This window comes from Yersinia enterocolitica (assembly GCA_002082245.2).
In the GTDB taxonomy this organism is placed as follows: domain Bacteria; phylum Pseudomonadota; class Gammaproteobacteria; order Enterobacterales; family Enterobacteriaceae; genus Yersinia; species Yersinia enterocolitica_E.
In genome coordinates this window covers 1177098-1203212 of the sequence record NBTC02000002.1, presented here as the reverse complement: position 1 = coordinate 1203212, position 26115 = coordinate 1177098, and the positions used below count along the sequence as shown (strand labels likewise).

Genomic DNA, 26115 nt, shown 5'->3' with positions numbered 1-26115 from the left:
GATGCTAGATTTCCTGGCGATAACACTCTCGGGCCATCCGCCAGAACAGACCCGTGGCGCGACGCTGAGTATCGAGTGGCAATGGCTCGATGACGGGATACTGATGTTGACACCTTCTGGCAATTACACCCAGTCAGTGGTGTTATCTGCCGGTATCCACGGAAATGAAACGGCCCCGATTGAGATTTTGAATCAATTGGTGTCAGATTTGTTAGCAGGTGAATTAACGCTGGCCGTCCGTTTGTTAGTCATATTTGGCAATCCAGCGGCGATAAGCGCCGGCAAACGTTTCCTCTCAGCAGATATCAACCGTATGTTTGGCGGGCGGCACCGGCGTTATCCTTCCAGTAATGAAACCCGACGGGTTGAAATTATTGAGCAAGCTGTGTCGGCGTTTTTCCGAGCAGAGAGTCAACTGACGCGCCAGCATTACGATTTACACACGGCAATTCGTGAATCTCATCATACTCGATTTGGATTGTTGCCTTATCAAACAACACCCTATAGCGCAGTAATGCTACGGTGGTTACAAGATATTCAACTGGATGCATTAGTGATGCATACCTCGGCAGGGGGGACCTTTGCTCATTTTAGTAGTGAGCACTGCCAGGCCGCAAGTTGTACGCTTGAGTTGGGAAAAGCGCTACCATTTGGCGAAAATCAGTTGGCTGAATTTACGCATATAGTCGGGGGATTACGTTCATTAGTTAGTGGGGAACCATTGCCTGTACAACCCTCAGGAGGAATGGTGTTTTATCGCGTGGTGAAATCACTGCTAAAACAACATCCTGATTTTAAACTGTGGGTTGACAATGATACGGTTAATTTTACTCGTTTTAAGCAAGGTACACTGCTGGCGGAGCAATCCGGTGAGTATTACCGTGTTAAACATGAAGATGAGTGGATCTTGTTTCCAAACCCTCAGGTAGCCCTTGGATTACGTGCAGGGATTATGTTGGTACGAATGGATAAGAGTGAGGTACCAACGGTATAAATAAGGCCGTGTTACCAATACCGCCATAGATAGTTACTTGAGGTAATATCACCACCAGAACTACAACTTAAGCCAAATTTTAAGTGGTATATTGTTTCTAACCTATAGGAAATGAGCTTTTAGCTATGGAAGTTCATTTTTTATGCATTAAATTAAAGTTTTTCTTATTGCGATTTTTATAAAAAATACACTTCCAATGAAAATACCGATAATTAATAACCAAACAAAGTCATACTTTCTATAACCCTATTAACGTCCCTAATGTTTAATTTTTATGTTATTGCACCAAAGGTGACATGACATTACTCTCTATTTGTACTTTAAATAGTCATCTAATTACTTTAGATATATAAAAAATCGCATTGGAACTGTGATATTCGATCCATTTCACAAATATGATATCCGAATAGAACAAAAAAGAAACAAACTGAAATTTTTTCGCACCATTTTGGTGCTTATGCACTATTTTGGTTATATATAATCACCTAAAAATAAATATAATCAATCAGTTACGGAAAGTTCCATTAAACACATTTTGTTACAATTGATTACCTGTTTATACCTATGTTTCTACAAGTTTACCGTTTTAACTTTTTGTGCTTAATGCTAATGTCTCTTCGCTTTACAAGACAGGTAACTATAAAAAATTAAAAACTAACTTTTATGAGGCTGAAAATTTAATTCAGCCCGATGGGTTTGTTTTATTAAAATTTAAAGGAAAATTAATGATGAAGCGCAGTTTACTGGCCTTGGCGGTCACCTTGAGTATCGTTCCTACTCTTTCAAATGCAGCAGAGATTTATAATAAAGACGGCAATAAGCTGGATCTTTATGGCCGCGTAGCCGCTAAATATCTTTTCTCAAACCATAATAACGCTGACGATACCTATGTGCGTTTCGGTTTTAAGGGTGAGACACAGATTAATAGCCAATTGACCGGTTTCGGCCAGTGGGAATATAACGTAGCCGCTAAAAATGCAGAATCACAGGGCGACAAAGGCAATAAAACCCGCTTGGGTTTTGCTGGTCTAAAATTTGCTGAGTTTGGCTCTTTCGATTACGGCCGTAACTATGGTGTAGTTTATGATGCGCTGGCCTATACCGATATGCTGCCAGAGTTCGGTGGCGACTCAATCGCTTATACCGACAACTACATGACAGGTCGTTCTACTGGTTTGGCAACTTACCGTAACTCTGACTTCTTCGGCCTGGTTAAAGGTTTGAATGTTGCAGCTCAGTATCAAGGTCGTAATGACGATGGAGATACCACTAAGAATGAGCGCGCAATCCAGAAGGCTAATGGCGACGGTTTTGGTTTGTCTGTTGATTACCAAGACATCGAAGGCAGCGGTATCGGCTTTGCGGGTGCATACTCTTCTTCCAATCGGACCTTAGGCCAAAAAACATTGGCTGACAGTGCGACAGGGGATAAAGCTCAGGCTTGGGCTACTGCACTGAAATATGATGCAAACCAAGTTTACATCGCAGCAATGTACGGCGAAACGCTGAACATGACGCCATATAAAGCACTGATTGCGAATAAAACCCAGAACGTTGAATTGGTCGCTCAATACCAGTTCGAAAATGGCATTCGCCCGTCCATCGCTTATGTCCAGTCTAAAGGTAAAGAACTGGCAGTTGTTGGCGATGCAGATTTGCTGAAATATGCTGAAATCGGTGTGACTTACTATATTAACAAAAACATGTTTGCCTATGTTGACTACCAGATTAACTTACTGGATGAAGACAACAATCCACTGGGCCTGGGCACTGATGATACTGTTGCAGTTAACTTGACTTACCGTTTCTAAGTTAACTTAGCAGTAATTATTACCCTTTTCTGTGTCGGAAATAGGTGAATTAAAAAGGCGGGATTAACCCCGCCTTTTTTGCATTTATTACCGACTGAAAACTCAGTGAGTGGAATGTTACGTTTCAGCGTTGATAGTGCTGTTCACCCCATGACAACATGATATGAATTAACTGTTCGAGTAACTGCTGCAAATGCGTGGCTCGCTCAGGTCGGTAGTGATAAGGCTCAGTTTCAGACATATAGTTTAACTGGGATAATTCCAGTTGCACGGCGTGTTGCTGATTCTGGGGCAGACCATATGCCCGAGTTATATGACCACCTTTAAAGCGCCCATTCAATATATGGCTGAAGGTGGATTGATGTTGACAACATTCAATTAATTGCTTGCTTAATGATGGGTCACAACTGACACCACTATTGGTACCAAAATTCAAATCGGGTAATTGTCCTTCAAATAATCTCGGAATAACTGATGCAATTGAATGTGCATCTAACAGCAATGCATAGCCAAACTGTGCTTTAAGCCGGTCCAATTCGGATTGAAGTTGCTGATGATAAGGACGCCAGATATGTAACAGGTAAGATTGACGCTCCTGCGGCGACGGTGTTTTGTCTGAGATAAAACAAGGTCGCCCATCGAACAACGTTTCGGGGAATAAGCCAGTTGTTGCTGTGGTATACAGTGGTTGATCGTCCTCTGGGCGATTAAGGTCAACGACTAAGCGAGAGTAATTACCTATTAGTAAGCTGGCCCCCATATTTCGGGCAAAATCATAGAGACGAGGAATATGCCAATCAGTATCTGATAAAGGGCGTGCGGCAGCTGTTAGGCCAGCCTCCACCACGGGGGTTAGTCGGGTGCCGGCATGAGGAATGCTGATTAATAAAGGCAGTTTACCGGAGTGAAAACTTAACGGGTCAGTTAGATTCATGGGCGAACCTCTCCTTGGAAAACGACAGTTGCAGATAATTGGCCACCTAGCCAGTAAGCTAATTCGGCCGGGCGGGATAGTGGCCAATGGACCCAATTTGCCAGTTTGCCAATTTCCAATGTGCCTTGAGTCTCTTGCAGACCAAGTGCCTGAGCGGCATAGCATGTGACACCCGCCAACGCTTCTTCCGGTGTCATACGGAATAAGGTGCAAGCCATATTGAGCATCAAACGCAAAGAGAGTGCAGGGGAGGTTCCTGGGTTGGCATCGCTGGCCAAGGCCATTGGCACACCATACTGGCGAAACAGTTCAATGGGGGGGCATTGTGTTTCACGTAGCAAGTAATAAGCACCTGGTAGCAATACCGCCACAGTACCCGCATGGCACATGGCTTGAACATCTGACTTCGTGGCATATTCAAGATGATCGGCCGACAATGCATTAAATTTTGCTGCAAGAGTACTGCCACCAAGTGCCGACAGTTGCTCGGCATGCAGTTTGACCGGCAAACCGACTTTCTGGGCGGCCAAGAATATGCGCTCGACCTGTGCCGGTGAAAATGCCAGGTGTTCACAAAATGCGTCAACGGCATCGGCCAACCCCTCTTCAGCTACCCGAGGAATGACGGTATTACAAACGAAATCAATGTAGTCGTCTGCTCTGCCGGCAAACTCAGGTGGTAAAGCATGTGCTGCCAAACAGGTTGTTTTAACTGTAATGGGGAGTAATTCACCCAAACGGCGGGCAACCCGCAGCATTTTTATTTCACTTTCAAGACTAAGGCCATAACCGGATTTTATCTCTATGCAAGTCACGCCCTCGGCAAGAAGAGGTTTCAGCCGAAATAAAGCTTGTTCGAGCAATTGTTCTTCACTGGTATTCCGTGTTGCCCTAACCGTCGAGATAATCCCACCACCATTAGCGGCAATCTCTGCATAGCTGACCCCATTAAGGCGTTGCTCAAATTCAGCACTGCGATCACCGCCAAAGACGAGATGTGTATGGCAATCAATTAAACCAGGGGTAATCAGGCCACCTTGAAAGACGATCTCACGTGAGGCATGGAGTGCTGGTAACTCTTTATGTGGCCCAATCCAGACTATTTTACCGCCTGTGACCGCTATTGCTCCTTGCGATATCAGATGATATTCCCCTCCACACATGGTCACGATATCGGCACCGTACCACAAACTGTCACAGTGAATTACTGACACCATCTCACTCCTTCAAGCTATACCCTTTATACCCGACGCCACAGCGCTATTCACTGATTGAATCACTGGCGTAAGTCAGTGCTCCGAAATTGATTTGTTGCTATAGCGTTAATGATGGCGAGTACACAGCGAAATTAAGTTGTATATACAATCATGGACAACCTAGCGCATAAAGTCACTATCAGCAAGATAGAGATTTAAACAATTGCGTAACACTTCGCAGTTCTCACAGAGAAATAAAATTGATCAGGACGTCACGGTGCCTTGTGGGGTAAAACGACCATAGAGTTGATAGCGTGAGCCTGGATACAGTAATTGCGCCGCAGTGACGACGACTTTTCCATACCAGGTTCTTCGGCGAATCAACAGACAAGGCTCATGCTCATCCAATTGCAGCAGTTGTCGCTCAGTCTGGCTCGGGATCACGGCTTCAACAATATGTTCACCTTCAGTCAGAGGCGCGGCTTGTGTGAGATAGCTGTAAGGAGTTATGTGATTGAAATCCTGCTTCATATAGTCGGGGGCCGTGCTTGGGTTAACACAGCGATTTTCGACTTGAACAGGGAAGTCATTCTCATAATGCACAATTTGCGAGTAGAACAACTGTTGACCGGGCAGGATCCCCAACGCTACCGCTTCTTCAGGGGTTGCCGGGCGAGCTTCTAGTTGCAGAATTTTACTGCTGTGGCGATGACCTCGAGCGGTTATCTCGTCAGCAATGTTATGAACTTCAAGTAAGGCACTGTGCGCTTTTGCTTCAGCAACAAAAGTTCCCACGCCTTGCATACGAATAAGGAAACCTTCATTGGTTAATTCACGTAACGCGCGATTGATGGTCATACGGCTGACCCCCAGCTCAGCAACGAGCTCGCTTTCTGAGGGAACGCGTTGATGGGGCTGCCAGACCTCGCTTCTGATCTGGTGGATAATGGCCAACTTAACCCGTTGATAAATTGGCGCAGGAGTATCGTCCATTGCGGCACTTAATTGTAAGACTTTTTGTTGTTCCGCCACGGCGTTAACCTCGTCAAATAAAAAGTTTATATGCTAAGTCTACGGTTGAATTTAGCGTATGTATATGTATATACAAGTGAGTGGTTTAATTAATTGACGCCGCTGCTGCTTAGCGCGTTTGACTCTGAACAAAATATTGGGATATCGCTATGCCAGTTTATTTTACCGAGCGTGCTTTCTTACCGAGTGGATGGGCAGATAACGTACAAATTACTGTTGACGAACAGGGGTATATTCAGCGCATTGTGACCGGCAGCAGTGGTACTGGTTGTCAGGTTTTATCCGGCCCAATAGTACCAGGCATGCCGAATCTTCACTCCCATGCCTTTCAGCGCATGATGTCTGGATTAGCCGAAATCGCCGGTAACCCACAGGATAGCTTCTGGACTTGGCGAGATCTGATGTATCGACTGGTACAGCAATTAACACCGGAAGATGTTGGTGTGATTGCCCGTCAACTGTATATCGAGATGCTGAAAGGTGGCTATACGCAAGTCGCAGAGTTTCATTATTTACACCACGATCCCGACGGTAATCCATACAATTGCCCAGGTGAAATGACCGCTCAACTGAGTCAGGCCGCGCAAGAGGCGGGTATCGGGATGACATTGTTACCCGTATTGTACAGCTACGCGGGGTTTGGTGCTCAGCCTGCTCAGCAGGGGCAGCGCCGTTTTATTCAGAGCACCGATAGCTATCTCAAACAGCAGCAGGTTATTAGTAAACAATTGGTTAATCAGCCATTACAAAACCAAGGTTTATGTTTTCATTCTTTGCGCGCCGTAGAACTCAGCCAAATGCAGGAGATCCTACAAGCTTCGGATAATCAATTACCGGTACATATTCATATTGCTGAGCAGCAAAAGGAGGTCAACGACTGTCTGGATTGGAGTGGGCAGCGCCCCGTTGCATGGTTGTATAACCATTTGTCAGTCGACAGCCGCTGGTGTCTGATTCATGCGACACATCTTGATAAATCCGAGCTTGTTCGTTTGGCAGAAAGTCAGGCTGTGGCAGGATTATGCCCGACTACCGAGGCTAACCTTGGTGATGGTATTTTCCCTGGGGTCGATTATCTGCATTATCAGGGGCGGTGGGGTATCGGCTCAGATAGCCATGTTTCATTGGATGTGGTGGAAGAATTACGTTGGTTAGAATATGGTCAGCGCCTGCGTGATCAACGCCGCAATCGTCTGACGAGTGAGCAATATCCTGCCGTGGCTGATTTGCTTTATAGCCAAGCTTTAGCGGGAGGACGACAGGCTTGTGCCAGCAAAATTAGTCAGTTAACCGAAGGCTACCGCGCTGACTGGTTAGTATTGGATGGCGATGATCCTTATATTGCTGGTACAAAATCGGCATCTTTGTTGAATCGGTGGTTATTTGCGGGGGGCAAATCGCAAATTCGCGATGTTTATGTGGCAGGCAAAGCGGTAATAGTGGATAGATATCATCCAATGCAACAGCAATCTGCACAGGATTTTCTGACGGTATTGAAAGCCTGTCAACAGGAGGTCTGATGAGCTTTACCCTTTTTGATTTTGCCAGCTTACCCGTTAGCCGTTGGCGAAATGGCGGCGGCGAAACCCGTGAAATAGCATGTTGGCCCGTTGGTGGAGATGATTTTGCCTGGCGTGCCAGCATTGCTACAATCGAACAGGATGGCCCGTTTTCAATGTTTTCGGATATCGATCGGTCAATTACGCTGCTATCAGGTGAAGGGGTTGAACTATCCAGCCCAGGCTGGGAGGCACATACTCTTTCCAAGCCGTTGCAGCCGTTTGCTTTCCCCGGTGATATCCCTATTCATGCGCGTTTATTAGGGGGGAGTAGTCAAGACTTTAATATTATGACGCGGCGCGGTTGCTGGCAGGCATCGGTATCGTCGGTGAGTTCGGCACAAAAACTCCCTGTTTCCCATAGTGGATTGATCTACGTTGTGAAGGGAAACTGGCTTGTTTGCCATACCGAAACACACCAACTTACTGCTTCGCAAGGCTGTTGGTGGTTGCCTGCAATTAAGGGAGGGCAATTACAGCCTCTTACTGCGGATAGCCATTTGCTATGGGTTGATTTATTTCCTTGGCGGTAAAAGGGAATGTTTTTTGTAATTTTCATTACAAACCAAAGTGATGCAATTCTTTGGGGTTACTTTTTCACATGCAAGACTGCTATAACTGATGCTCACATAGATACTGTGGGCATCACCGCTATACCTGTTACAATTTCCCTCTGCCACACAAACTGCAACTAAGAAGATTTCCTCATTGCCAAGGCATGTGCTTGGTTACTCGATAGTGTTCAAATTACCAGCATTTGTTAGATCCATGTCATAGTTTTGTTATTTGCTCTGCGCAAAACACACATTTCGGTTGTTTGGTGTTAAAAATTTCAATAATCTTAATTATGAAATAAATATTTAAAAAAGAGGTGATAGATGGAAGAATAGATAATAAAAAACTAACCAATTGTTTTATATTGATTATTTGTGAATTTCAAGCCGGGAATGGGGCGTTTGCATTCACGGAAGTGCATTGAAGTGCCTAAAATAACTATTTTTATCTTCTGCGAGTCATGCAGTTATAAAAAAATATTTTCAATAAGCAGGCGCTGAGATGTTAATGCATTCCACTTTTGAAGGGTATAGTTCATGAAGCTGAAAAAAATCATTATCGCCTCACTCGCTATTTGTCTGTTGCCATTGGGTGCTTATGCTAAAGATCTTAAAATTGGCGTTTCCATGGCTTACTTCGATGATAACTTCCTGACAATATTACGTCAGGCTATGCAAAACAAAATGAAAGAAGAAGGGAATGTCACTGGGCAATTCGAGGATGCAAAAGGGGATATTGCCCAACAAATTCAGCAGGTAGAGAATTTTGTCAGTCAAGGGGTCGATGCCATTATTCTGAATCCGGTAGATACTCAAGGTGTAAAGCCAATGATCAAATTAGCTGAACAGGCGAAGATACCATTGGTTTTTGTGAATCGCCGTCCTGAAATAACGTTACCAGCTGGTATGGCCTATGTGGGATCAGATTCTGAGCTTGCAGGTCGTCTACAGATGGAGGAATTAGCGAAGCTGATGGGGGGGAAAGGTAACGTAATGATCCTGATGGGGGAACTCTCGAGTGAGGCTACTCGTGATAGAACTCGGGGAGTAGAGAAAGTTGCAGCTCAGTATCCAGATATTCATATCATTGATAAGCAAACTGCAAAATTTTTCCGCAAAGAAGCGGTAGACGTTACCACTGATTGGGTTTTGTCTGGGCAACAAATAGATGCCATTGCATCAAATAATGATGAAATGGCCATTGGGGCTATTTTAGCCTTAAAACAAGCGAAGAAAAATGGCGTAGTAATTGGTGGCATTGATGGCACACCCGATGCGCTTGAGTTTATTAAGAAAGGCGATTTGAATGTCAGTATTTTCCAAGATGCTAAAGGTCAAGGAGAAGGCGCTGTAGAAACTGCGATTAAATTAGCCTCCGGCCAGAAAGTTGAAAGCAGTGTTATGATTCCTTATCAACTCATCACTAAAGATAATTACCAAGACTTTGCTAATAAAAATAAAAAGTGAAAACAACCTTTTCCCCTGGCTAATAGTTAATTATAAAAACACAGAAATAAGTTAACTTTTCAAGTCAAATTTTTATACATGAAAAATCAAATATTCATTAAATATATTTTAATGGATAGGTGGTGCCGTATTTATTGTTATCACTTTTTTGATAAGTACGGCGCTTACCCACTGAGCGTATTATGATGACCAAGGAGATGATGATATGTATCCTTACATTCTCGAGGCTGAAGGCATCAGTAAGCAATTCCCTGGTGTCAAGGCATTGAATAAAGTGGGCATTAAAATAAAAGCAGGAAGTGTCCATGCATTAATGGGAGAGAATGGCGCAGGAAAATCGACCCTGATGAAATGTTTGATAGGAATATATCATCCTGATGAAGGCTCAATAAAAGTAAAGGGCGAAACGGTTAGCTTCAGTGATACATTAGATGCACTCCATGCTGGTATTGCAATGATTCATCAAGAGCTAAATTTAGTCCCGCATATGACGGTGGCAGAAAATATTTGGTTGGGGCGAGAGCCCGTTCATTATGGTTTTGTTAACCACGATTTGCTCAACAGCAAAACCAAGGATTTATTAAAGCATTTAAATATAAAATTGAAACCAGATATGCTGGTTGGTGAATTGAATATTGCTAGCCAACAAATGGTAGAGATTGCTAAGGCTGTTTCTTATGATGCAGATGTTTTAATAATGGATGAACCGACATCAGCGCTGACCGAAGGTGAGGTTTTTCATCTGTTTGCGATTATTACTGAGTTAAAAGAGCAAGGGAAAGGCATTATCTATATCAGCCATAAAATGGATGAAATATTCGAAATTACTGATGAGGTAAGTGTTTTCCGCGATGGCATGTTTGTTGCCACAGATAAAACGGAAAACCTGACAAAACAATCATTAATCACCATGATGGTCGGTCGTGAACTTACTCATATGTTCCCAAAATTTAATAATAATATTGGTGAAGAAGTTTTGCGAGTTAATGAGTTACGGCGAGATGGGTTATTTCGCAATATCTCATTTTCCGTAAAACGAGGCGAGATATTGGGTGTTGCTGGTTTGGTTGGCGCAGGTCGTAGTGAGGTTATGGAAAGCTTATTTGGTATGCATCCTGCGGACAGTGGTGAAATTTTTATCGATGGTCTGCCAGTCAATATCGACTCCCCATCAAAGGCTATTGAACAAGGATTGGCTTTTCTTACCGAAGACCGAAAGAAGTCAGGGTTATTCTTAGTCTTGTCTGTGGTTGAGAATATGAGCATCGTAAATCTTTCTGAGTACATTAATACAAAAGGTTTTGTCAGTCATGGACAAATGGCTCAAGACTGCATGGAGCAGATTAAAAAATTAAACATCAAAACACCTACGATGGATCAAATAATTAATAATTTAAGTGGCGGTAATCAACAAAAGGTGCTCATAGCACGCTGGTTATTAGCTCAACCCAAAATACTTATTCTGGATGAACCCACTCGAGGTATTGATGTTGGGGCAAAATCAGAAATTTATCGTTTAATTAGTGAACTGGCGAACCGTGGTGTAGCCATTATTTTAGTTTCCTCTGAGCTACCTGAAATTCTTGGTATGAGTGATAGAGTTATGGTCATGCACAGCGGACACATCACTGGAATATTAGACAAACAAGATGCTAGTCAAGAAAAGATAATGGCCCTGGCCTCAGAATAATTACTGGAAGGTAACGATAATGAGTAATGTTAAATTTGCTAAATCATTAACGGTTGAGTCAACAAAAACACATTCATTCATGTCTGGATTTAAAGGGAAATTACCTAAAGATACCGGTATTTTTATTGTCATGATCGGTATTGCATTGATTTTTGAGTTCCTTGGCTGGTTTATTCGCGATCAATCATTTTTATTGAATCCTAATCGGCTATTATTGATCGTTCTGCAAGTGGCTATTATAGGTATCATTGCCGTCGGAGTGACACAAGTTATTATCACTACCGGCATTGATCTCTCATCCGGCTCTTTAATTGCATTAACGGCTGTTGTCGCGGCGAGTCTGGCACAGACATCAGAAAGTATTTCACCTATGTATCCGCACTTATTGGATTTACCCGCGGCTATCCCTATTATTGCAGGCATAGGGGTCGGGATACTGTGTGGATTTATTAATGGTTTCTTGATAACCCGTACAGGTATTCCTCCCTTTATCGCTACATTAGGAATGATGGTTTCTGCCAGAGGACTTGCCCAATATTACACTAAAGGCAATCCGGTAAGTTTTCTCTCCGATGATTTTACCGCGGTTGGGCAAGGTGCTATGCCCGTTATCATTTTTTTGGTTATTGCGGTGATATTCCATATTGCACTGAAACACACCCGTTATGGTAAATACGTCTATGCCATCGGCGGGAATATGATTTCAGCAAAAGTATCAGGCATTAACGTTAATAAATATCTGGTAACGGTTTATACCATTGCCGGGGGATTAGCTGGCTTGGCGGGCGTGGTTTTGGCCGCCCGGGTGAGTAGCGGGCAATCAAGCATGGGCCAATCTTATGAATTGGATGCGATTGCGGCTGCCGTTATTGGTGGTAGCAGCTTGATGGGTGGGGTCGGTCGTATCACCGGTACAGTAATTGGCGCCGTAATCTTAGGACTGATTAAGAGTGGTTTTACTTTTATTGGTGTGGACTCCTACATTCAGGACATTATCAAAGGCATCATTATTGTCAGTGCCGTCGCCATAGATATGCATCGTAACCGCAAGAAGCGCTAACCGCAGTCGGCGCGATTAAACCAGTAGCACTAACAGCCTATCATTCTGCTGTTGAGTGCTACTGGGGTTTGAGGCCAAATCACGCAGAAAACATACTAACATCGGAGCTAGTTTTTATTTCAGATAATTTTTTATAGGATGATGTATCAGTTTTTACTAATGCATTGGCTTACAGATAGTCACCGTTTAGCGAAAATAATCCAATAAATCAATTAACTCTGTTCTAGAGTATTACAATTCCATTTGTCACTCACGGCGTTGCTTTACTGTCATAAATACGCCTCCACACCCAGCTTAGCATCTTGGCGGTATCACCCGACTCAGGCAATTGGGTAATTTCTGGTGCTGCTGCCCAGTGGCCACTTTCATCTATGCCAGCAATGTCATAGCGGAAAAAATAATCGGGCTCTAACCCCATTCGCAGATCTGCAAGGGTCAGCCGAAGCTCGCCATCCTCACGTCGCTGAGCGTGAGCGGCGATAAACCCATGTGTGAACCACAATAGACGTTTCAACTGCGGTACGGATGTCAACTGCGCCAACGCCTGGTTGTCGCTTTCGTGAAAAGTAAATTGCATCGCTCCCCGATCCGCGACAAGGGATCGGTCACCGAGCCAGTAGCCATCCGGTACCATCACAATCACCCGCCAAGCCAGCGTGTTGAACGGAAGCGGTGTAGAAAAACGCGGGGCATTCTGCAAGTTCAGAACAGCCAGGCTTTGCGAGGCTACCCGGTCAACCAGAGATTTGGCGGCAACACTCCAAGCCAGGTAGGCCGAGCTCACGAGCAAGCCTGCTACCAACCAATTGTGTGCCGCCCTGTCTCGGCCTGAGCCACTCGTTTGCTGCGCAGTTTTATGTGGTGAAAGCTGCCAGGCAGCCATAACCCCTATCAACAACGGCACTGTATACAACGGATCAATGACGAAGATTGTCGCCCACATGACGGGTGGGGTCTTCATGGGCCATAGCACCTGCGTACCGTAGACGGTAAAGGCATCCAGCAACGGATGTGTTATCAGGGCCAGCCAGATCGCCAACAGCCACCGCAATGGGGCACCTCGAACCAGCGAACTGCGAGACTTGAGCAAGAGCCAAAGCAGCAATCCCAACAACGTTAGCATCAAGAGTGAATGCGATGGACCACGGTGCCAGGTCACTTCTGTAACCACATCACTGCTGAATACTTTGAACCAGAGCACGTCCAGATCGGGCAAAGTACCGAGAACTCCACCCGCCAGTATTGCCTGGCGTCGATGATGTGGGGGGACAACAAGTGCGGCGACACTGCTGCCAAGAACAATCTGAGTTAATGAGTCCATGGCAGATTCCAACGGCTTGGTTTACTGATCTGTTGGGCATCTTGTGCTTTTATCCATCGGTCATGCAGCCATTGTTCCGTTTTGCGGCGAGCGAGCAGGGTTGCCCATTCCAGATCGCGCTCGAACAGCATCGGTTTCTCATCGCTACCGATGATGACCCAGAACCAACGCCCATCAGCCAGATTGCGTGCCTTGAATTTTAAACCGGTGAGTTGGACGGTCTCGTTACGGCCTGGGTGTGATAAGCGAATAGGTTCATCATGGAGAGTAACAGACGCTCTCCCTAGGCTGGTCAGCAAGTCGGGCGCAGCCTTACGCAAGAACTCTGCCGCAATCTGCTCAGCGCGCTCACGAGACGGTAACGGTTTCCCCACTAGGTCGAGCGAGATGTTGGCAAAACCCTTGAGTGTGCCATCGGCGGCGATCACCGTACTAAAGTGTTCTCCCTCCAGGAAGGCATTGCGCTCATCGCGCCTCTCGTAACGGCTGAGTGCGGCGGGTTGACCATCCAGAGTGACCGAACGCTGACTGGTTTGATGATGAGTATCTGGGATGCTGATCGGGTTATCTCCAACCGCACCGGAGGCTGTTTGCAACGCGAAAGCAGACAGAGCAGCGGTAAGCCCTAGACTGATGCGGAACACCAGGATCCAACGGCAGGAAGTCAGAACTGAAGAGAGCGAAGAACGGATAGAATTCATGATTTCCTCGTGGATGAAGCAAGCGATGCACTGCCCGCAACGCAGACAGTGGCCAGTAAAAGTGCCACCGCAAGCCCCACCAATAGCGGGACGAAACCGGGCACCCAGGACACGATAAATGGACCGATGCTGGCACCGATAAACAGGACAAAACCATTGAGGGCCATGCCCGCTGCGCGGTTAGGTACCGCCAGATCACCAAACTGGGTGATCATTGCCGGAATAGCGAGAGCGACGCCGACCACGAAGACCAGACTCCCAATGGCAATACCGGTCAGCGATTGCGCTAACACAGCCTCTAGGGCCAAGCCCACGGCCGCAACCAGATAACCTGCACCCGCAACGCCCGGCATCCCGATCCGAGCAGCAAGCGGCCCGACCAGCAAGGCGATGAACATCCCTGGCAATCCAACCAAGCGCAGTGCAATGACTGTGGCAGGAGAAAGGTTCAAGCCCGCCAGATGCGGCCCCAACGCCGTATACATCGCAACGAAAGACAGGAGAAGTGTGATGTGTGCAAATGACAGCAGCAGAATGGCAGGCCGCACGGCAATTTTGCCCAATGCTACGAAACGATGGCCCAGATGACCCTCAACGATAGTGCGTGTCGGTTCCTTTATCATCAACGCAATTAATGGAAGCATGACCACAAGACCGCCTCCCGTGGTCAGAAATACCCAGAACCAATCCCATCGTAACGCCACCCAGGCCGCGAATACTTGCCCAAGGATGCCGGCCACGAGGAAAGACGTAGACATGGCCCCGATGGCGGTTGCTCGGTGACGTATCCGCACCGCTTCAGCAAGATAGGCCAGTGCTACCGGGGCAAAACTGGACGCTGCCAGCCCCTGTAACATCCGAAGTCCCGCCAACCATGGCAACGAAGGCACGAAGGCGCAGGCAAGTGTGGCAATCGACAGGGCGCTCAGCCCCATCAGCATCACTGGCCGACGACCATACTGATCCGATAACGGCCCCCAGAGCAGGAACCCGCCAGCATAGGCCAGGCTGAAACAAGTGGCCAGCGCGAACGAGACAGCCCCCGGTGTTGCCGGGCTGAAAGAGTGACCGACGTACGTCAGCAAAGGGATTGCCAGGTAAAGCTGGGTCAGCACCAACAGGGCGACCGAGACCAGTAGCGTGACACCTGGCCCACTCGCGTAATGAGCTGGTCTGAGGTGAGGGGGCTTGCTGAAGGTCTCATCAGCCAAGCCTGAGAATTGCGTATTTTCAGCCATGGAACTCTGCTTCCGATATCGGTACAGCACCCCCAACGATGACGGAATGTACCTGACGTGCAGTATGCAGTTCCCAGAATTGGTCAGCGATGTCCATTGGTGCGACGGTATCACTTTTACCCACACCGCCCGGTGTTCCCTCAACGAAGCCGTTGACGATCACCTCACCGACATGAATGTCATGTGACGCGAGGGTATGCGCCAGAATATGGGTAGTTTTACGTTGAGCTGCAACGCTGATGGCAATCGCAGCATAATCGATGGCGAACGCATTGATTTGTGGGTCATCGAGCGCCATGACGCCGCTGGTAACCAATACGGTACCTTTTGATGCCGCAAGGTCGTTCCTGCTCTCTTGTACGGCGGTGATGTAGCCAACAACGCGAAGATCGAAACTCTTGCTCAGATCTGCGGGCTGAGTGGACAGCAGGTCACCTTCGATATCGAGAAAAACGTTCCAGTGCAGGATACCTATAGGCCCCATTATCTCATGTACGTCCGTGACGGCATGTCGAATCGCTTTAACATCGCTAAGATCGGCTGGGAAAGCGCGAGCCTGGATGCCTTCGGCGGTCAATTCCGTTACCGCATCAGCGAGACGCTGAGCATTGCGCGCAATCAAGGCTACGGGATGACCCGCCTTACCAAAACGGCGAGCGACTGCATGGGAAATACCCGGGCCATATCCACAGATGAGGATGGTGTTTTTCATAGTTCAGACTCCGATTATAAAGTAAAATTACAACTCCAACGTTTTAGTTGGAAATAACTATAGTATGATTACGTGACAGCAACAACCTATAAATGAGAGAGAAGAAAAATGGCTTGGGATACTGAAGGGACGAAACGCAAAATTCTGGATGCGGCGATGACCGAATTCGCCCGACTCGGACCCGATGGCACTACCCTTGAGCGGGTTGCCAAGTTGGCCGGGGTAAACAAGGAGCGTGTTTATAATTACTTTGGCGATAAGCGAGCGCTGTTCTCAGCCGTATTACGTAGTGAGTTGGCCAAGGTGGCATCGGCGTTGCCCATTACATCCTTTGCGGTTGAAGATATTGGCGATTACGCTGGCCGTGCCTACGATTATCACCTCGACAATCCTGAACTGAGTCGGCTCATGCGCTGGGAAGGGTTGATATTCAGTGATGAGGTGCCGGACGAAGAACAGCGACGCGAATACTATGGATACAAGATTCAGGCCGTGAGCGATGGGCAGCGCGAGGGAATTGTTACCCAAGCCATTGGAGCAGATCATCTGGCTTTTTTGGTGTTAGCTTTGGCCGGATGGTGGTCTGCCGTTCCACAGGTCGCGCGCATGTTAACGGGACCAGATAGCGCAGAAGAACATGCCAGACGGAGATCCTCTGTCATAGAAGCTGCCCGACGTCTGGCGTCTGCCCCATAAAGTTATTCGAACGCTAGCTTTTGCGTACTGTGGACGAACTCAGAAAGAACTAGAGGCAATGTAAGCCTAAATAGCGGCCTTAACTTTCCTCTCTAAACGGAAATCAGGGGTTCTCGACATCCCGGTTTTGCCATAACCCGCTTTTTTGTTAATAAGAATACTAGCCATGTCTGATTTCATTCGTGGTTTTCGCCCTGACTTAATTTTGGTAGCCATTGCGGCGGCACAACGGCCATTTTCCCTCTCCAGGATACGTCGATGCTCGGCCTCAGCGACGGCAGCTAATATCTGGTGGCCTACTGTACAAGCGCCTATTGATTAGCGTATGTGTAATAGTATAACATTACATTCGTGCTATCCAATAAGGAGCTATAGATGTCTAAAAAATATAACTGCCTATCCATAATTGCATTGAGTGTTTGTGTTTCATTGATCAGTTTTAAATCATTTGCGCATGGTAAACATAGCCACTCACATGAGCACCATCAATCGGATGCTGCACGCACAGCAAGTGAAGGCATCTTTGTAGACAAAGATGTTAAGGATAGGGGGCTGAGTGATTGGGATGGGGTCTGGCAATCGGTTAATCCCTATCTGTTAAAAGGGGATCTGGATTCGGTACTCGTTAATAAAGCGAAAAAAAATAAAGATAAAACGGTTACAGAATACCGAGAGTATTACCGCCGGGGCTATCATACTGATATCATTATGATTGGCATAGAGAATAACACTATTGATTTTCACACCTCAGATGCCGTTAATTCATGTAAGTATAGCTACTCTGGCTTTAAAATAATGCACTATGACTCAGGGAAGAAGGGAGTACGCTATTTATTCGAATGTAAAGATGCTAACTCAAAAGCACCAAAATTTGTCCAATTCAGTGACCATATAATAGAACCACAAAAATCCCATCATTTTCATATTTACACGAGCAATGAGTCGCATGAAGCATTGTTTAAAGAAATGGATAACTGGCCAACGTTTTATCCAATCACATTAGGCAAAGATGAAATAGTTCACGAGATGTTGCATCACTAAAGTTAGTGTTGTCGATTATTTCCAGTAAGAGAAGACCATGCATCCGCATGGTCTTTTTGTATGTTATTCAAGCGAGCATTTGGGTCGATAGGCCAAACATTGACCGATTTGATTTTGTATTCGTCGCAGATGAGTGACGCACACAGCTACATACACCCGCTATTCTCATGGTTATCCGGTAGGATGCATGGCGACTAAATCTCAAAATGTGATATTTATAAAACATCTTTTCATTAAAATTGAAATTTTGTTTTTAGAGTGCTATGTTCTGCACAGTCAAGTCTAACTATCACACCCAATGGGCCACAGCTCATTGGCGCAAAGGAGAGAACATAATGAAAATTGCACTGATGATGGAAAACAGTCAGGCAACTAAAAACGCCATCATTCTGAAAGAGCTGAATGCTGTAGCCTCGGAAAAAGCGTACCCGGTATACAACGTGGGCATGAGTGATGAAAACGACCATCACCTGACTTATATTCATCTGGGGATCATGGCCAGCATTCTGCTCAATTCTAAAGCAGTGGATTTTGTGGTTACTGGCTGTGGTACAGGCCAAGGCGCAATGATGTCGTTAAACATCCATCCAGGTGTTGTATGTGGATATTGCATCGATCCTGCTGACGCTTTCCTGTTTGCTCAGATCAATAACGGTAATGCATTGTCACTGCCATTCGCCAAAGGTTTTGGCTGGGGTGCTGAATTAAATGTGCGTTATATCTTTGAAAAAGCGTTTACTGGCGTGAAGGGGGAAGGTTACCCGCTGGATCGTAAAGAGCCGCAGGTACGTAATGCGGGTATTTTGAACCAAGTGAAAGCTGCGGTAGTGAAAGAAAACTATCTCGATACACTGCGCTCTATTGACCGTGAATTAGTGAAAACCGCAGTAAGCGGTGCACGTTTCCAGCAGTGCTTCTTTGATAACTGCCAAGTTGAAGAGATTAAAGCTTTCGTGAAAGAAGTACTGGCGTAACGATAGCCTCGAGTGTTGAAGAATAAAACAAGGCTCCTGAACAGGAGCCTTTTGCTTATTTGATTCCGCTAGAACACTTAACGACTACTTACACCGCGGTCTGCTAACACTTAGGCGCTGCCCCTTGTGGTGGCAGATAGCGTAGTGGATCAAGTGCGGTTGCTCGGTAACGGATTTGGAAATGCAACATTATCGTGTCTGTTCCGGTGCTGCCCATCGTGGCTATTTTTTGTCCCGCTTTCACATCTTGAGCATTGTTCACTAGCATGGTGTCGTTATGGGCATAAGCGGTGATGAAATCCTCACCGTGTTTAATCATTATCAGGTTGCCATAACCACGTAACTGATTCCCGACATACACGACTCGCCCTTTGGCCGACGCGTAGATTGGCTGCCCACGTTTAGCCGTAATATCAATGCCTTTATTACCACCGTCGGCGTTGGAGTAGCGCGATATTATTTGGCCACTGGTCGGCCAGCGCCAGCATCGATTAGCACCCGGTGGTGGTGTCGATGCAGCGAGTACAGTATTTGAGGATTTACGCTTCGTTGATGCCAGTCGCCCGGACGCCGCAGAACTGCTGAGCTGAAGTTTTTGCCCAACCTCAAGTCTATAGGGGGGGCGGAGCCTGTTGATGCGGGCAAGGTCACTCACTTCGCTATCACTGATCCATGCAATAAAATAAAGTGTGTCACCTGACTTAACGGTATACGATTTATCGTTATAACTGCCTTTTGGCAGTTTGGTGTAGTCACGATTGGATTTGTTTGAGCACCCAGCCAATAGCAAGACAACCATTGCGTATACCGCCAACCATGGCCACAACTGCATTCTACTTTTAGTGTTCAAAACTTTTCCTTTATCGCCGTGATATCAAACTCCCTCAGCCAACTATATTAACATTTGAACTATAAGGTTCAAAAGCCTGTGTAAGATTATCGTTTAGGATTGGTGGTAATTGGCAGGCTAAAATGGCTCACAATTTCTTGTGAGACGGGGGAAACCCATAGAATTGTGTAGATTAGTGGCTTCTTACGTATTACCGCTTTCCAATGGAGTGCAGCACTCTGGCAGAGAGTCGCCTTTGCTGCTTACGGTTTACTAGCCATGATAATGATGGGCTGAAAGGCATGTAATATTTATAACTATTAATATACCTAAGCCTACTTATGTCTTTGCTATGAATTATCTGTTTGTTATTAAATTAACTTCATTCAATAAGTATTAATATATCTATAAATCAAAGTGTTTTTTAATTGGCTTTTATTAAACTACATTTTTTAAATGTTGACGATCAATGCGAGAAATATACTGACTTTCTGTGTTGCTTGTCTGGCATGTTTATTCTAGATTTAAACTGAAAACAATATAAGACATGGTGGTTGATTTATATTTAATTATTAGCTGACTTGTTTTTATTCTTTGTGAAAACTATGGTGCTAAATTTAAACTAAATAAATAGGGTGTTTATTATGTCAGATAATATGGATTGTTTGTTTTTAGATTCTCGTTTTGGATCATTACAAATGAGTTACTCAATTGATAAAAAACAAATTCCGCTTCAATCACATCTAATAGATTGTTTTTAATTATCTTTTAATAATCTAATTATGAGGTGAGTTTATGCAGAACAATAACGTATCAACCAAACGCAGCCCGTCAATAAAAAAACTGGGCATTATGACACTAGTGGTAATGAATATTGTGGCAGTGGTCAGTCTAAGAGGGTTACCTACCGAAGCGGAGTATGGATTAAGTTCTATTTTTTACTATCTGTTTGCTGCTGTATTCTTCTTGATCCCGGTCTGTTTGGTGGCGGCTGAATTGGCAACCGGTTGGCCGGAAAAAGGCGGAGTATTTCGCTGGGTAGGCGAGGCTTTTGGCCCGCGCTGGGCATTTTTAGCCATGTTTATGCTGTGGACTGAGGTGACGGTATGGTTCCCTACTGTCCTGACGTTCGGTGCGGTTTCATTAGCTTTTATTGGCCCCGACCAGACATGGGATCAAGCACTCGCGGCCAATAAATTCTTTGTGCTCGGGATTGTGTTGTGTATTTATTGGTTTGCGACCTTTATTGCCTTTAAAGGGGTGGAAACCTTTGCCAAGGTCTCTAAATGGGGGGGATTGATAGGCACCATCATTCCGGTAATTATCCTGATCATATTAGGTTTTTCATATTTGATTGGTGGAGGTACCTCGCAAATAGAGTTGTCATGGGATAACGTTGTTCCTGACTTTTCTAATTTCGATAATGTGGTTTTAGCCGCCAGTATCTTCCTGTTTTATGCTGGGATGGAGATGAATGCCATCCATGTCAAAGATGTAGAGAACCCGCAGAGAAACTATCCCATCGCTATTATGTTGGCTGCTTTAGGGACTGTACTTATTTTTGTCTTGGGCACGTTAGCCATAGCTTTTGTGATCCCCGAGTCTGATATCAATCTGACGCAAAGTTTGTTAGTGACTTATTACGACCTGTTTAAGTGGGCCGGTATCGAATGGCTAGGGCCGATAGTGTCATGCTGTCTGGCTGTGGGGGTATTAGCAGGTGTAGTGACATGGGTTGCCGGGCCTTCATCCGGGTTATTGGAAGTGGCTAAGGCCGGATACTTACCGCGCTGGTGGCAGAGTATCAATAAAAATGGTATGGCGACGCATATCCTATGTGTTCAAGCACTTATTGTTACCTTGCTATCTATCTTGTTCGTGGTACTTCCCTCAGTTCAATCGGCCTACCAGATATTGAGCCAATTGACCGTCATCCTGTATCTCATTATGTACATGTTGATGTTCAGTGCGGCTATCTACCTGCGCTTTAGTCAACCAAACCGACCACGGCCTTATTGTATATCTGGCGGTAATGCAGGGATGTGGATTATTGGTGGTACAGGGCTACTGAGTTCGTGTATTGCTTTCATCTTTAGCTTCATTCCACCTAGCCAAATTGTGGTGGGTAGCCCCAAGGAGTATGTCGCTATTTTGATCGCATTAGCCTTGTTCTTCTGCATGGTACCTTTGGTGATTTATGCACTGCGCAAACCTCATTGGCGTGATGAAAACTGTGATTTTGCCCCTTTTACCTGGGAGCGAGACCGTGGGCATCCCGGAATCCCGACCACTAGTGCAATTCATACCAGCGATGCAGTAGCAAACAGGTAATACCCATAAATTGTCTATCGGCATTATCAATCAAAATCATAGATCCGTCATATGTCAGTGAGCTTTTCAAAAAAAACATTATGACTGCAATGCCTAACAGGCTAACGTCTTCTATTTATATCAACACCCGCTTTTGGCTGTGAATTCACTCGATGGATGCATCACATTGGTTAGATCGCTCTGCGTTTTCCATGAATTGGCTGAGCATAAAATCTTAATGAAAAGCCCTGAGGGGCTTTTCATACATACGCATCTGCAAACTGTTAATTACCACATCAAATCATCGGGCACTTTGAAATCGGCATACGGATCTTCTCCATCTTGCTCTTCCTGACTAAGCGCACTATTTAATACAATACTGTTCGCATCTCGCTGCGCAATTTTATCGGCTACGCTCGCGGGGATAATAGCGTATTCACTCTCGCCACTGTTCTCAACAACCAGACGAGCAATGGCGAGACGACCACTAATCAGCTGAGCTTGAGTGAGCTTATCCACAACTATTTTTTTAATTAAATTATTATCTGTGAAGTTAAAACCAATATTGCCTTTTGAAATATCGATTCTGTTCATTTCAATGAGCTGTTTCACCTGAGCTTTATACTCTTTAGATAAAGCCGCTTGTTTTTGTTGTTCGCTTAGTTGTTTATCACGCTCAAGTTGTTCTTTTTTATTTTCATCCACAGCCTCTCTTGCCTCACGAGCCTGAGCTCGTGATTTCTTAGCTGTTCTTTGGACTTTGGCCATTTTTTTGCTGGTCACTAATCCAGCTTTTAGCATCTGCTCTTGTAAGGTGAGTTTTGTCATCTTCGTTCCTAAACCAGTTGAATAATTTGTGGGATTATACCTGTAATTTTTGAGTCTGTTCCAGATTGCAGGACCTGATCACGGTATTACTTGAGTTTGGAGGGGGTTATCAGAGGCTGGTGGGACCTGCTCTCAGGATTCGCCAGTCGGTTTAAAATTCGGTATCATCCGCTCCCACTCTTCATCCGGGTAGCCTGATGTCTAAGATAATCGATACCTTTATTGCCCCGCCGTGTCATGACAAGATAGAGACTCTCTATCAGGACGATCACCTGGTTCTTATCAATAAACCTGCGGGGCTGCTTAGCCTCTCGGGGAAAAATCCGCAAAATCTGGATTCGGTGCATCATCGGTTAGTACAGATATTCCCCGGCTGTACCCTGGTTCATCGCCTGGATTTTGGCACTTCCGGGCTGATGGTGATTGCCCGCAATAAGGCTATAAATGCCACCCTCTGTCGACAGTTCAGCCAGCGCACCGTGACCAAAGTGTACAGCGCACTGCTCTGCGGACATCTGGATGACAACGAAGGGATGATAGACGCAGCGATTGCCAAAGACCCGGCACTGTTCCCGCTGATGTCGATTTGCCCAATCCACGGCAAGCCGGCTCGCTCCTACTATCGGGTCGTGGAGCGCTTTTATCATGAGTTGGAAGATGGGACGTTACTGCCATTAACGCGGGTACAGCTAACCCCAGAAACCGGGCGTACTCATCAACTCCGCATCCACTGTCAGCAGTTGGGCCATCCCATTTTGGGCTGTGACCTGTATGGCGGTCGCCTGCTGCCAGGTACCGAACGGACTCCACGGCTGATGCTGCACGCCAGTGAGTTGCATTTTGTTCATCCCATCAGTGAAGAGTGGGTCAAAGCCCATAATTCCAGCCCGTTCTGAAAGCGAAAGTTTCTATTACGATGCCACCCGGAGTATCTCCCCCATCTTATTTAAACGGGTATTACCTGTTGTTCTGGTCACATGTGTGCTGAAAGTACCGCTCCAGCCGAGGCTTTTGCGTCGTTGACGCAACGAGTGCAATGTCATTGGGCCGCATGGATTATCACGACCCGGAAATAGGTGCAGCCGATATCCTGTCAAACTATGGCGCGTTCTGAGCATTTTGACGGTTTGAAAGGGAAGGGGAATAGCATGTTATCTGCGGATTGTTATCCACATACTTATTTTAAACTGCGCTTTCACGAGACAAGATGAGACATTATGAAATGAAAAATCCACGCAAATGCGTGGATTTAATGGTATTTGTTATTTTTCATGAGACTCAGTGAATCCTCATGAAACAACAAAAATGATTTAGACGTTGAACAAGAAGTTCATCACGTCGCCATCTTTTACGATGTAATCTTTACCTTCTGAACGCATTTTGCCGGCTTCTTTCGCGCCTTGCTCACCCTTGTAGGTGATAAAGTCCTCGAAAGCGATAGTTTGTGCGCGGATAAAGCCTTTCTCGAAGTCGGTGTGAATTTTACCGGCAGCTTGTGGTGCAGTTGCACCTATCGGGATGGTCCAGGCACGCACTTCTTTTACACCGGCAGTAAAATAGGTTTGCAGGTTCAGCAATTCATAACCGGCACGGATCACACGGTTCAGACCGGGTTCTTCAATACCTAACTCAGCCATAAATTCAGCGCGGTCTGCATCTTCCAACTCAGCAATATCAGACTCAACTGCGGCACAAACGGCAACTACCACAGAACCTTCCGCCGCAGCGATGGCACGCACCTGATCCAAATATGGATTGTTTTCAAACCCATCTTCATTGACGTTAGCAATGTACATGGTTGGCTTCAGGGTGAGGAAGCTCAGATAACGGATGGCGGCTTTATCTTCAGCACTCAGGTTCAACGCACGCAGCATGCCAGCATTTTCTAAATGTGGCAGACATTTTTCCAGCGCTTCCAGTTCCGCTTTAGCGTCTTTATCACCGCCTTTAGCTTTCTTCTGAACACGATGCATTGCGCGTTCACAGGTTTCCAGATCGGAAAGTGCCAGTTCAGTGTTGATGGTATCAATGTCATCAACGGGATCAACTTTACCGGCAACATGGATGATGTTGTCATTTTCAAAACAACGTACCACATGACCAATTGCTTCAGTTTCACGGATATTGGTCAGGAACTGGTTACCCAGGCCTTCGCCTTTGGATGCACCCTTAACCAGGCCCGCGATATCGACGAATTCCATCGTCGTTGGCAAAATACGCTGAGGTTTAACAATCTCGGCCAGTTGGTCCAGACGCGGGTCCGGCATTGGCACCACACCCGTGTTGGGTTCAATGGTGCAGAACGGGAAATTAGCTGCTTCGATACCCGCTTGTGTCAACGCGTTGAACAGGGTGGATTTACCAACGTTAGGCAGGCCCACAATACCGCATTTGAATCCCATGTTTTATATCACCTTAAATAACTTAAAAATCAACTCGTTAGGGTTAACGTGCTGATGTAATCAAAATTTATGTCGCCATTATACACATTCTGACGATTTATCTCGATCATGCTGTTTCGTCGCCGCAAGGGAACATGCTGTGAGAGCGAGTAGGTGATTGATTTTTCTAACTCTGTGTCCGAGATCACGCTTATGCCATCTTAAGTTTCCTGATAAATGTCCGATAACTAGTTATTACAGTCCGCATACTGAATTTGGGTAATTCCAATGGAAATGAGTATCTATAAATGGCTGATCGTCATCTTGTTCGGGGGGATGGCGGGTATTGTGGGAATGCGTTTTCTTACCGCAGATGTTGAGCCTGCCGCCCCCTCCTTTGCCGAGTTGGTTGATCAATATGGGGTGGAAATTGAAAGTCACTCGGGCAAGAGCGTTAGATATGTGGGGTACAAAAAAAATACCCTTTATGAAGATTTCGACAGCATCCAGTTGAAATTTACCGCAGTAACCGACAAGTTTGAACGCAGCCACGACTTATCGCGCAACAAAGGAAAGGCATCAGATTGGGATTCGCTTTTTTGTAGCGATAAATTGAGTGATATTGCGGGCGAATATGATGGTAAAAGCAACAATTTTCTCGGGCGGGTGAGGGTGATATTTTCAGGTGTGGTATTGACCGGTGAGGGACAACAGGGGATTAATGCGCTGTGCAACAAAAATGAATAACAACTAATACAGGCACCCCGGCTTATGTTCGTTAGCCGGG

Annotated in this window: 23 protein-coding genes and 1 pseudogene; 13 read left to right on the top strand and 11 right to left on the bottom strand. The window is 45.7% G+C overall.

Annotated features, from left to right (window positions below; all coding sequences use genetic code 11):
• Position 1 precedes the first annotated feature (1 nt).
• Positions 2 to 994 (top strand): succinylglutamate desuccinylase, encoded by a 993-nt coding sequence (gene astE / locus A6J66_006890; protein PNM23950.1) that lies wholly within the window; start codon positions 2 to 4, stop codon positions 992 to 994.
• Between the two features lie 725 nt (positions 995 to 1719).
• Positions 1720 to 2805 (top strand): phosphoporin PhoE, encoded by a 1086-nt coding sequence (locus A6J66_006885; protein PNM23949.1) that lies wholly within the window; start codon positions 1720 to 1722, stop codon positions 2803 to 2805.
• A gap of 124 nt (positions 2806 to 2929) precedes the next feature.
• Here A6J66_006885 and hutG read toward each other — a convergent pair whose 3' ends face one another.
• The 3 genes from hutG to hutC all read right to left on the bottom strand — a co-directional run bounded on the left by hutG (position 2930) and on the right by hutC (position 5967).
• Entirely contained in the window at positions 2930 to 3739 is an 810-nt protein-coding gene (gene hutG / locus A6J66_006880; GenBank protein PNM23948.1) for an N-formylglutamate deformylase, read from the bottom strand.
• Positions 3736 to 4956, bottom strand: coding sequence for an imidazolonepropionase (locus A6J66_006875; protein PNM23947.1), 1221 nt, complete (start codon positions 4954 to 4956; stop codon positions 3736 to 3738). The genes hutG and A6J66_006875 overlap by 4 nt, the downstream gene beginning before the upstream one ends.
• 243 nt (positions 4957 to 5199) lie before the next feature.
• On the bottom strand, positions 5200 to 5967 hold the full coding sequence (hutC, locus tag A6J66_006870; protein PNM23946.1) for a histidine utilization repressor: 768 nt from the start codon (positions 5965 to 5967) through the stop codon (positions 5200 to 5202).
• A 149-nt stretch (positions 5968 to 6116) separates the two neighbouring features.
• On the opposite strand from hutC, the gene A6J66_006865 reads away from it, so the two are divergent.
• From A6J66_006865 to A6J66_006845, 5 genes are all read left to right on the top strand, one after another.
• A complete protein-coding gene (locus A6J66_006865) occupies positions 6117 to 7487 on the top strand; it encodes a formimidoylglutamate deiminase (protein PNM23945.1) in 1371 nt (456 codons plus the stop codon).
• Positions 7487 to 8059, top strand: coding sequence for a HutD family protein (locus A6J66_006860; GenBank protein ID PNM23944.1), 573 nt, complete (start codon positions 7487 to 7489; stop codon positions 8057 to 8059). Before A6J66_006865 ends, A6J66_006860 begins: the two co-directional genes overlap by 1 nt.
• Positions 8060 to 8617: 558 nt before the next feature.
• A complete protein-coding gene (locus tag A6J66_006855; protein ID PNM23943.1) occupies positions 8618 to 9547 on the top strand; it encodes a rhizopine-binding protein in 930 nt (309 codons plus the stop codon).
• A gap of 205 nt (positions 9548 to 9752) precedes the next feature.
• Complete coding sequence (locus A6J66_006850; protein ID PNM23942.1) at positions 9753 to 11237, top strand: sugar ABC transporter ATP-binding protein; 1485 nt, start codon at positions 9753 to 9755, stop codon at positions 11235 to 11237.
• A gap of 19 nt (positions 11238 to 11256) precedes the next feature.
• On the top strand, positions 11257 to 12297 hold the full coding sequence (locus A6J66_006845) for an ABC transporter permease (protein PNM23941.1): 1041 nt from the start codon (positions 11257 to 11259) through the stop codon (positions 12295 to 12297).
• A gap of 250 nt (positions 12298 to 12547) precedes the next feature.
• On the opposite strand, the gene A6J66_006840 is transcribed toward A6J66_006845, so the two are convergent.
• The 4 genes from A6J66_006840 to A6J66_006825 form a co-directional block, all read right to left on the bottom strand.
• Positions 12548 to 13618 carry a metal-dependent hydrolase gene (locus tag A6J66_006840; protein PNM23940.1) on the bottom strand — a complete coding sequence of 357 codons (1071 nt, stop codon included), beginning with the start codon at positions 13616 to 13618 and terminating at the stop codon, positions 12548 to 12550.
• Positions 13606 to 14007, bottom strand: coding sequence for a hypothetical protein (locus tag A6J66_006835; GenBank protein ID PNM26917.1), 402 nt, complete (start codon positions 14005 to 14007; stop codon positions 13606 to 13608). The genes A6J66_006840 and A6J66_006835 overlap by 13 nt, the downstream gene beginning before the upstream one ends.
• Before the next feature lie 308 nt (positions 14008 to 14315).
• The gene (locus tag A6J66_006830) at positions 14316 to 15557 is read right to left on the bottom strand and encodes an MFS transporter (protein ID PNM23939.1); all 1242 of its coding nucleotides are present in this window, start codon (positions 15555 to 15557) and stop codon (positions 14316 to 14318) included.
• The gene (locus A6J66_006825) at positions 15550 to 16269 is read right to left on the bottom strand and encodes a KR domain-containing protein (protein PNM23938.1); all 720 of its coding nucleotides are present in this window, start codon (positions 16267 to 16269) and stop codon (positions 15550 to 15552) included. Before A6J66_006825 ends, A6J66_006830 begins: the two co-directional genes overlap by 8 nt.
• 108 nt (positions 16270 to 16377) lie before the next feature.
• Between A6J66_006825 and A6J66_006820 the strand changes: the two genes are divergently transcribed.
• The 3 genes from A6J66_006820 to A6J66_006810 all read left to right on the top strand — a co-directional run bounded on the left by A6J66_006820 (position 16378) and on the right by A6J66_006810 (position 18980).
• Positions 16378 to 16965 carry a TetR family transcriptional regulator gene (locus A6J66_006820; protein PNM23937.1) on the top strand — a complete coding sequence of 196 codons (588 nt, stop codon included), beginning with the start codon at positions 16378 to 16380 and terminating at the stop codon, positions 16963 to 16965.
• Between the two features lie 375 nt (positions 16966 to 17340).
• Complete coding sequence (locus A6J66_006815; GenBank protein PNM23936.1) at positions 17341 to 18006, top strand: metal-binding protein ZinT; 666 nt, start codon at positions 17341 to 17343, stop codon at positions 18004 to 18006.
• Between the two features lie 335 nt (positions 18007 to 18341).
• A complete protein-coding gene (locus A6J66_006810; protein ID PNM23935.1) occupies positions 18342 to 18980 on the top strand; it encodes a hypothetical protein in 639 nt (212 codons plus the stop codon).
• A gap of 103 nt (positions 18981 to 19083) precedes the next feature.
• Here the strand turns inward: A6J66_006810 and A6J66_006805 are convergent, their stop codons facing one another.
• On the bottom strand, positions 19084 to 19830 hold the full coding sequence (locus A6J66_006805) for a LysM peptidoglycan-binding domain-containing protein (GenBank protein ID PNM23934.1): 747 nt from the start codon (positions 19828 to 19830) through the stop codon (positions 19084 to 19086).
• 774 nt (positions 19831 to 20604) lie between these two features.
• Between A6J66_006805 and A6J66_006800 the strand changes: the two genes are divergently transcribed.
• A complete protein-coding gene (locus tag A6J66_006800; GenBank protein ID PNM23933.1) occupies positions 20605 to 22140 on the top strand; it encodes an amino acid transporter in 1536 nt (511 codons plus the stop codon).
• A gap of 267 nt (positions 22141 to 22407) precedes the next feature.
• On the opposite strand, the gene A6J66_006795 is transcribed toward A6J66_006800, so the two are convergent.
• Positions 22408 to 22947, bottom strand: a complete 540-nt coding sequence (locus A6J66_006795) for a DUF2058 domain-containing protein (GenBank protein PNM23932.1) — start codon at positions 22945 to 22947, stop codon at positions 22408 to 22410.
• Between the two features lie 197 nt (positions 22948 to 23144).
• Between A6J66_006795 and A6J66_006790 the strand changes: the two genes are divergently transcribed.
• Complete coding sequence (locus A6J66_006790) at positions 23145 to 23843, top strand: RluA family pseudouridine synthase (GenBank protein ID PNM23931.1); 699 nt, start codon at positions 23145 to 23147, stop codon at positions 23841 to 23843.
• 39 nt (positions 23844 to 23882) lie between these two features.
• Here A6J66_006790 and A6J66_006785 read toward each other — a convergent pair.
• Positions 23883 to 24107, bottom strand: a pseudogene (locus A6J66_006785) (integrase).
• A gap of 150 nt (positions 24108 to 24257) precedes the next feature.
• A complete protein-coding gene (locus tag A6J66_006780) occupies positions 24258 to 25349 on the bottom strand; it encodes a redox-regulated ATPase YchF (protein ID PNM23930.1) in 1092 nt (363 codons plus the stop codon).
• A gap of 267 nt (positions 25350 to 25616) precedes the next feature.
• Between A6J66_006780 and A6J66_006775 the strand changes: the two genes are divergently transcribed.
• Positions 25617 to 26075, top strand: coding sequence for a hypothetical protein (locus A6J66_006775; GenBank protein ID PNM23929.1), 459 nt, complete (start codon positions 25617 to 25619; stop codon positions 26073 to 26075).
• Positions 26076 to 26115: the final 40 nt, after the last annotated feature.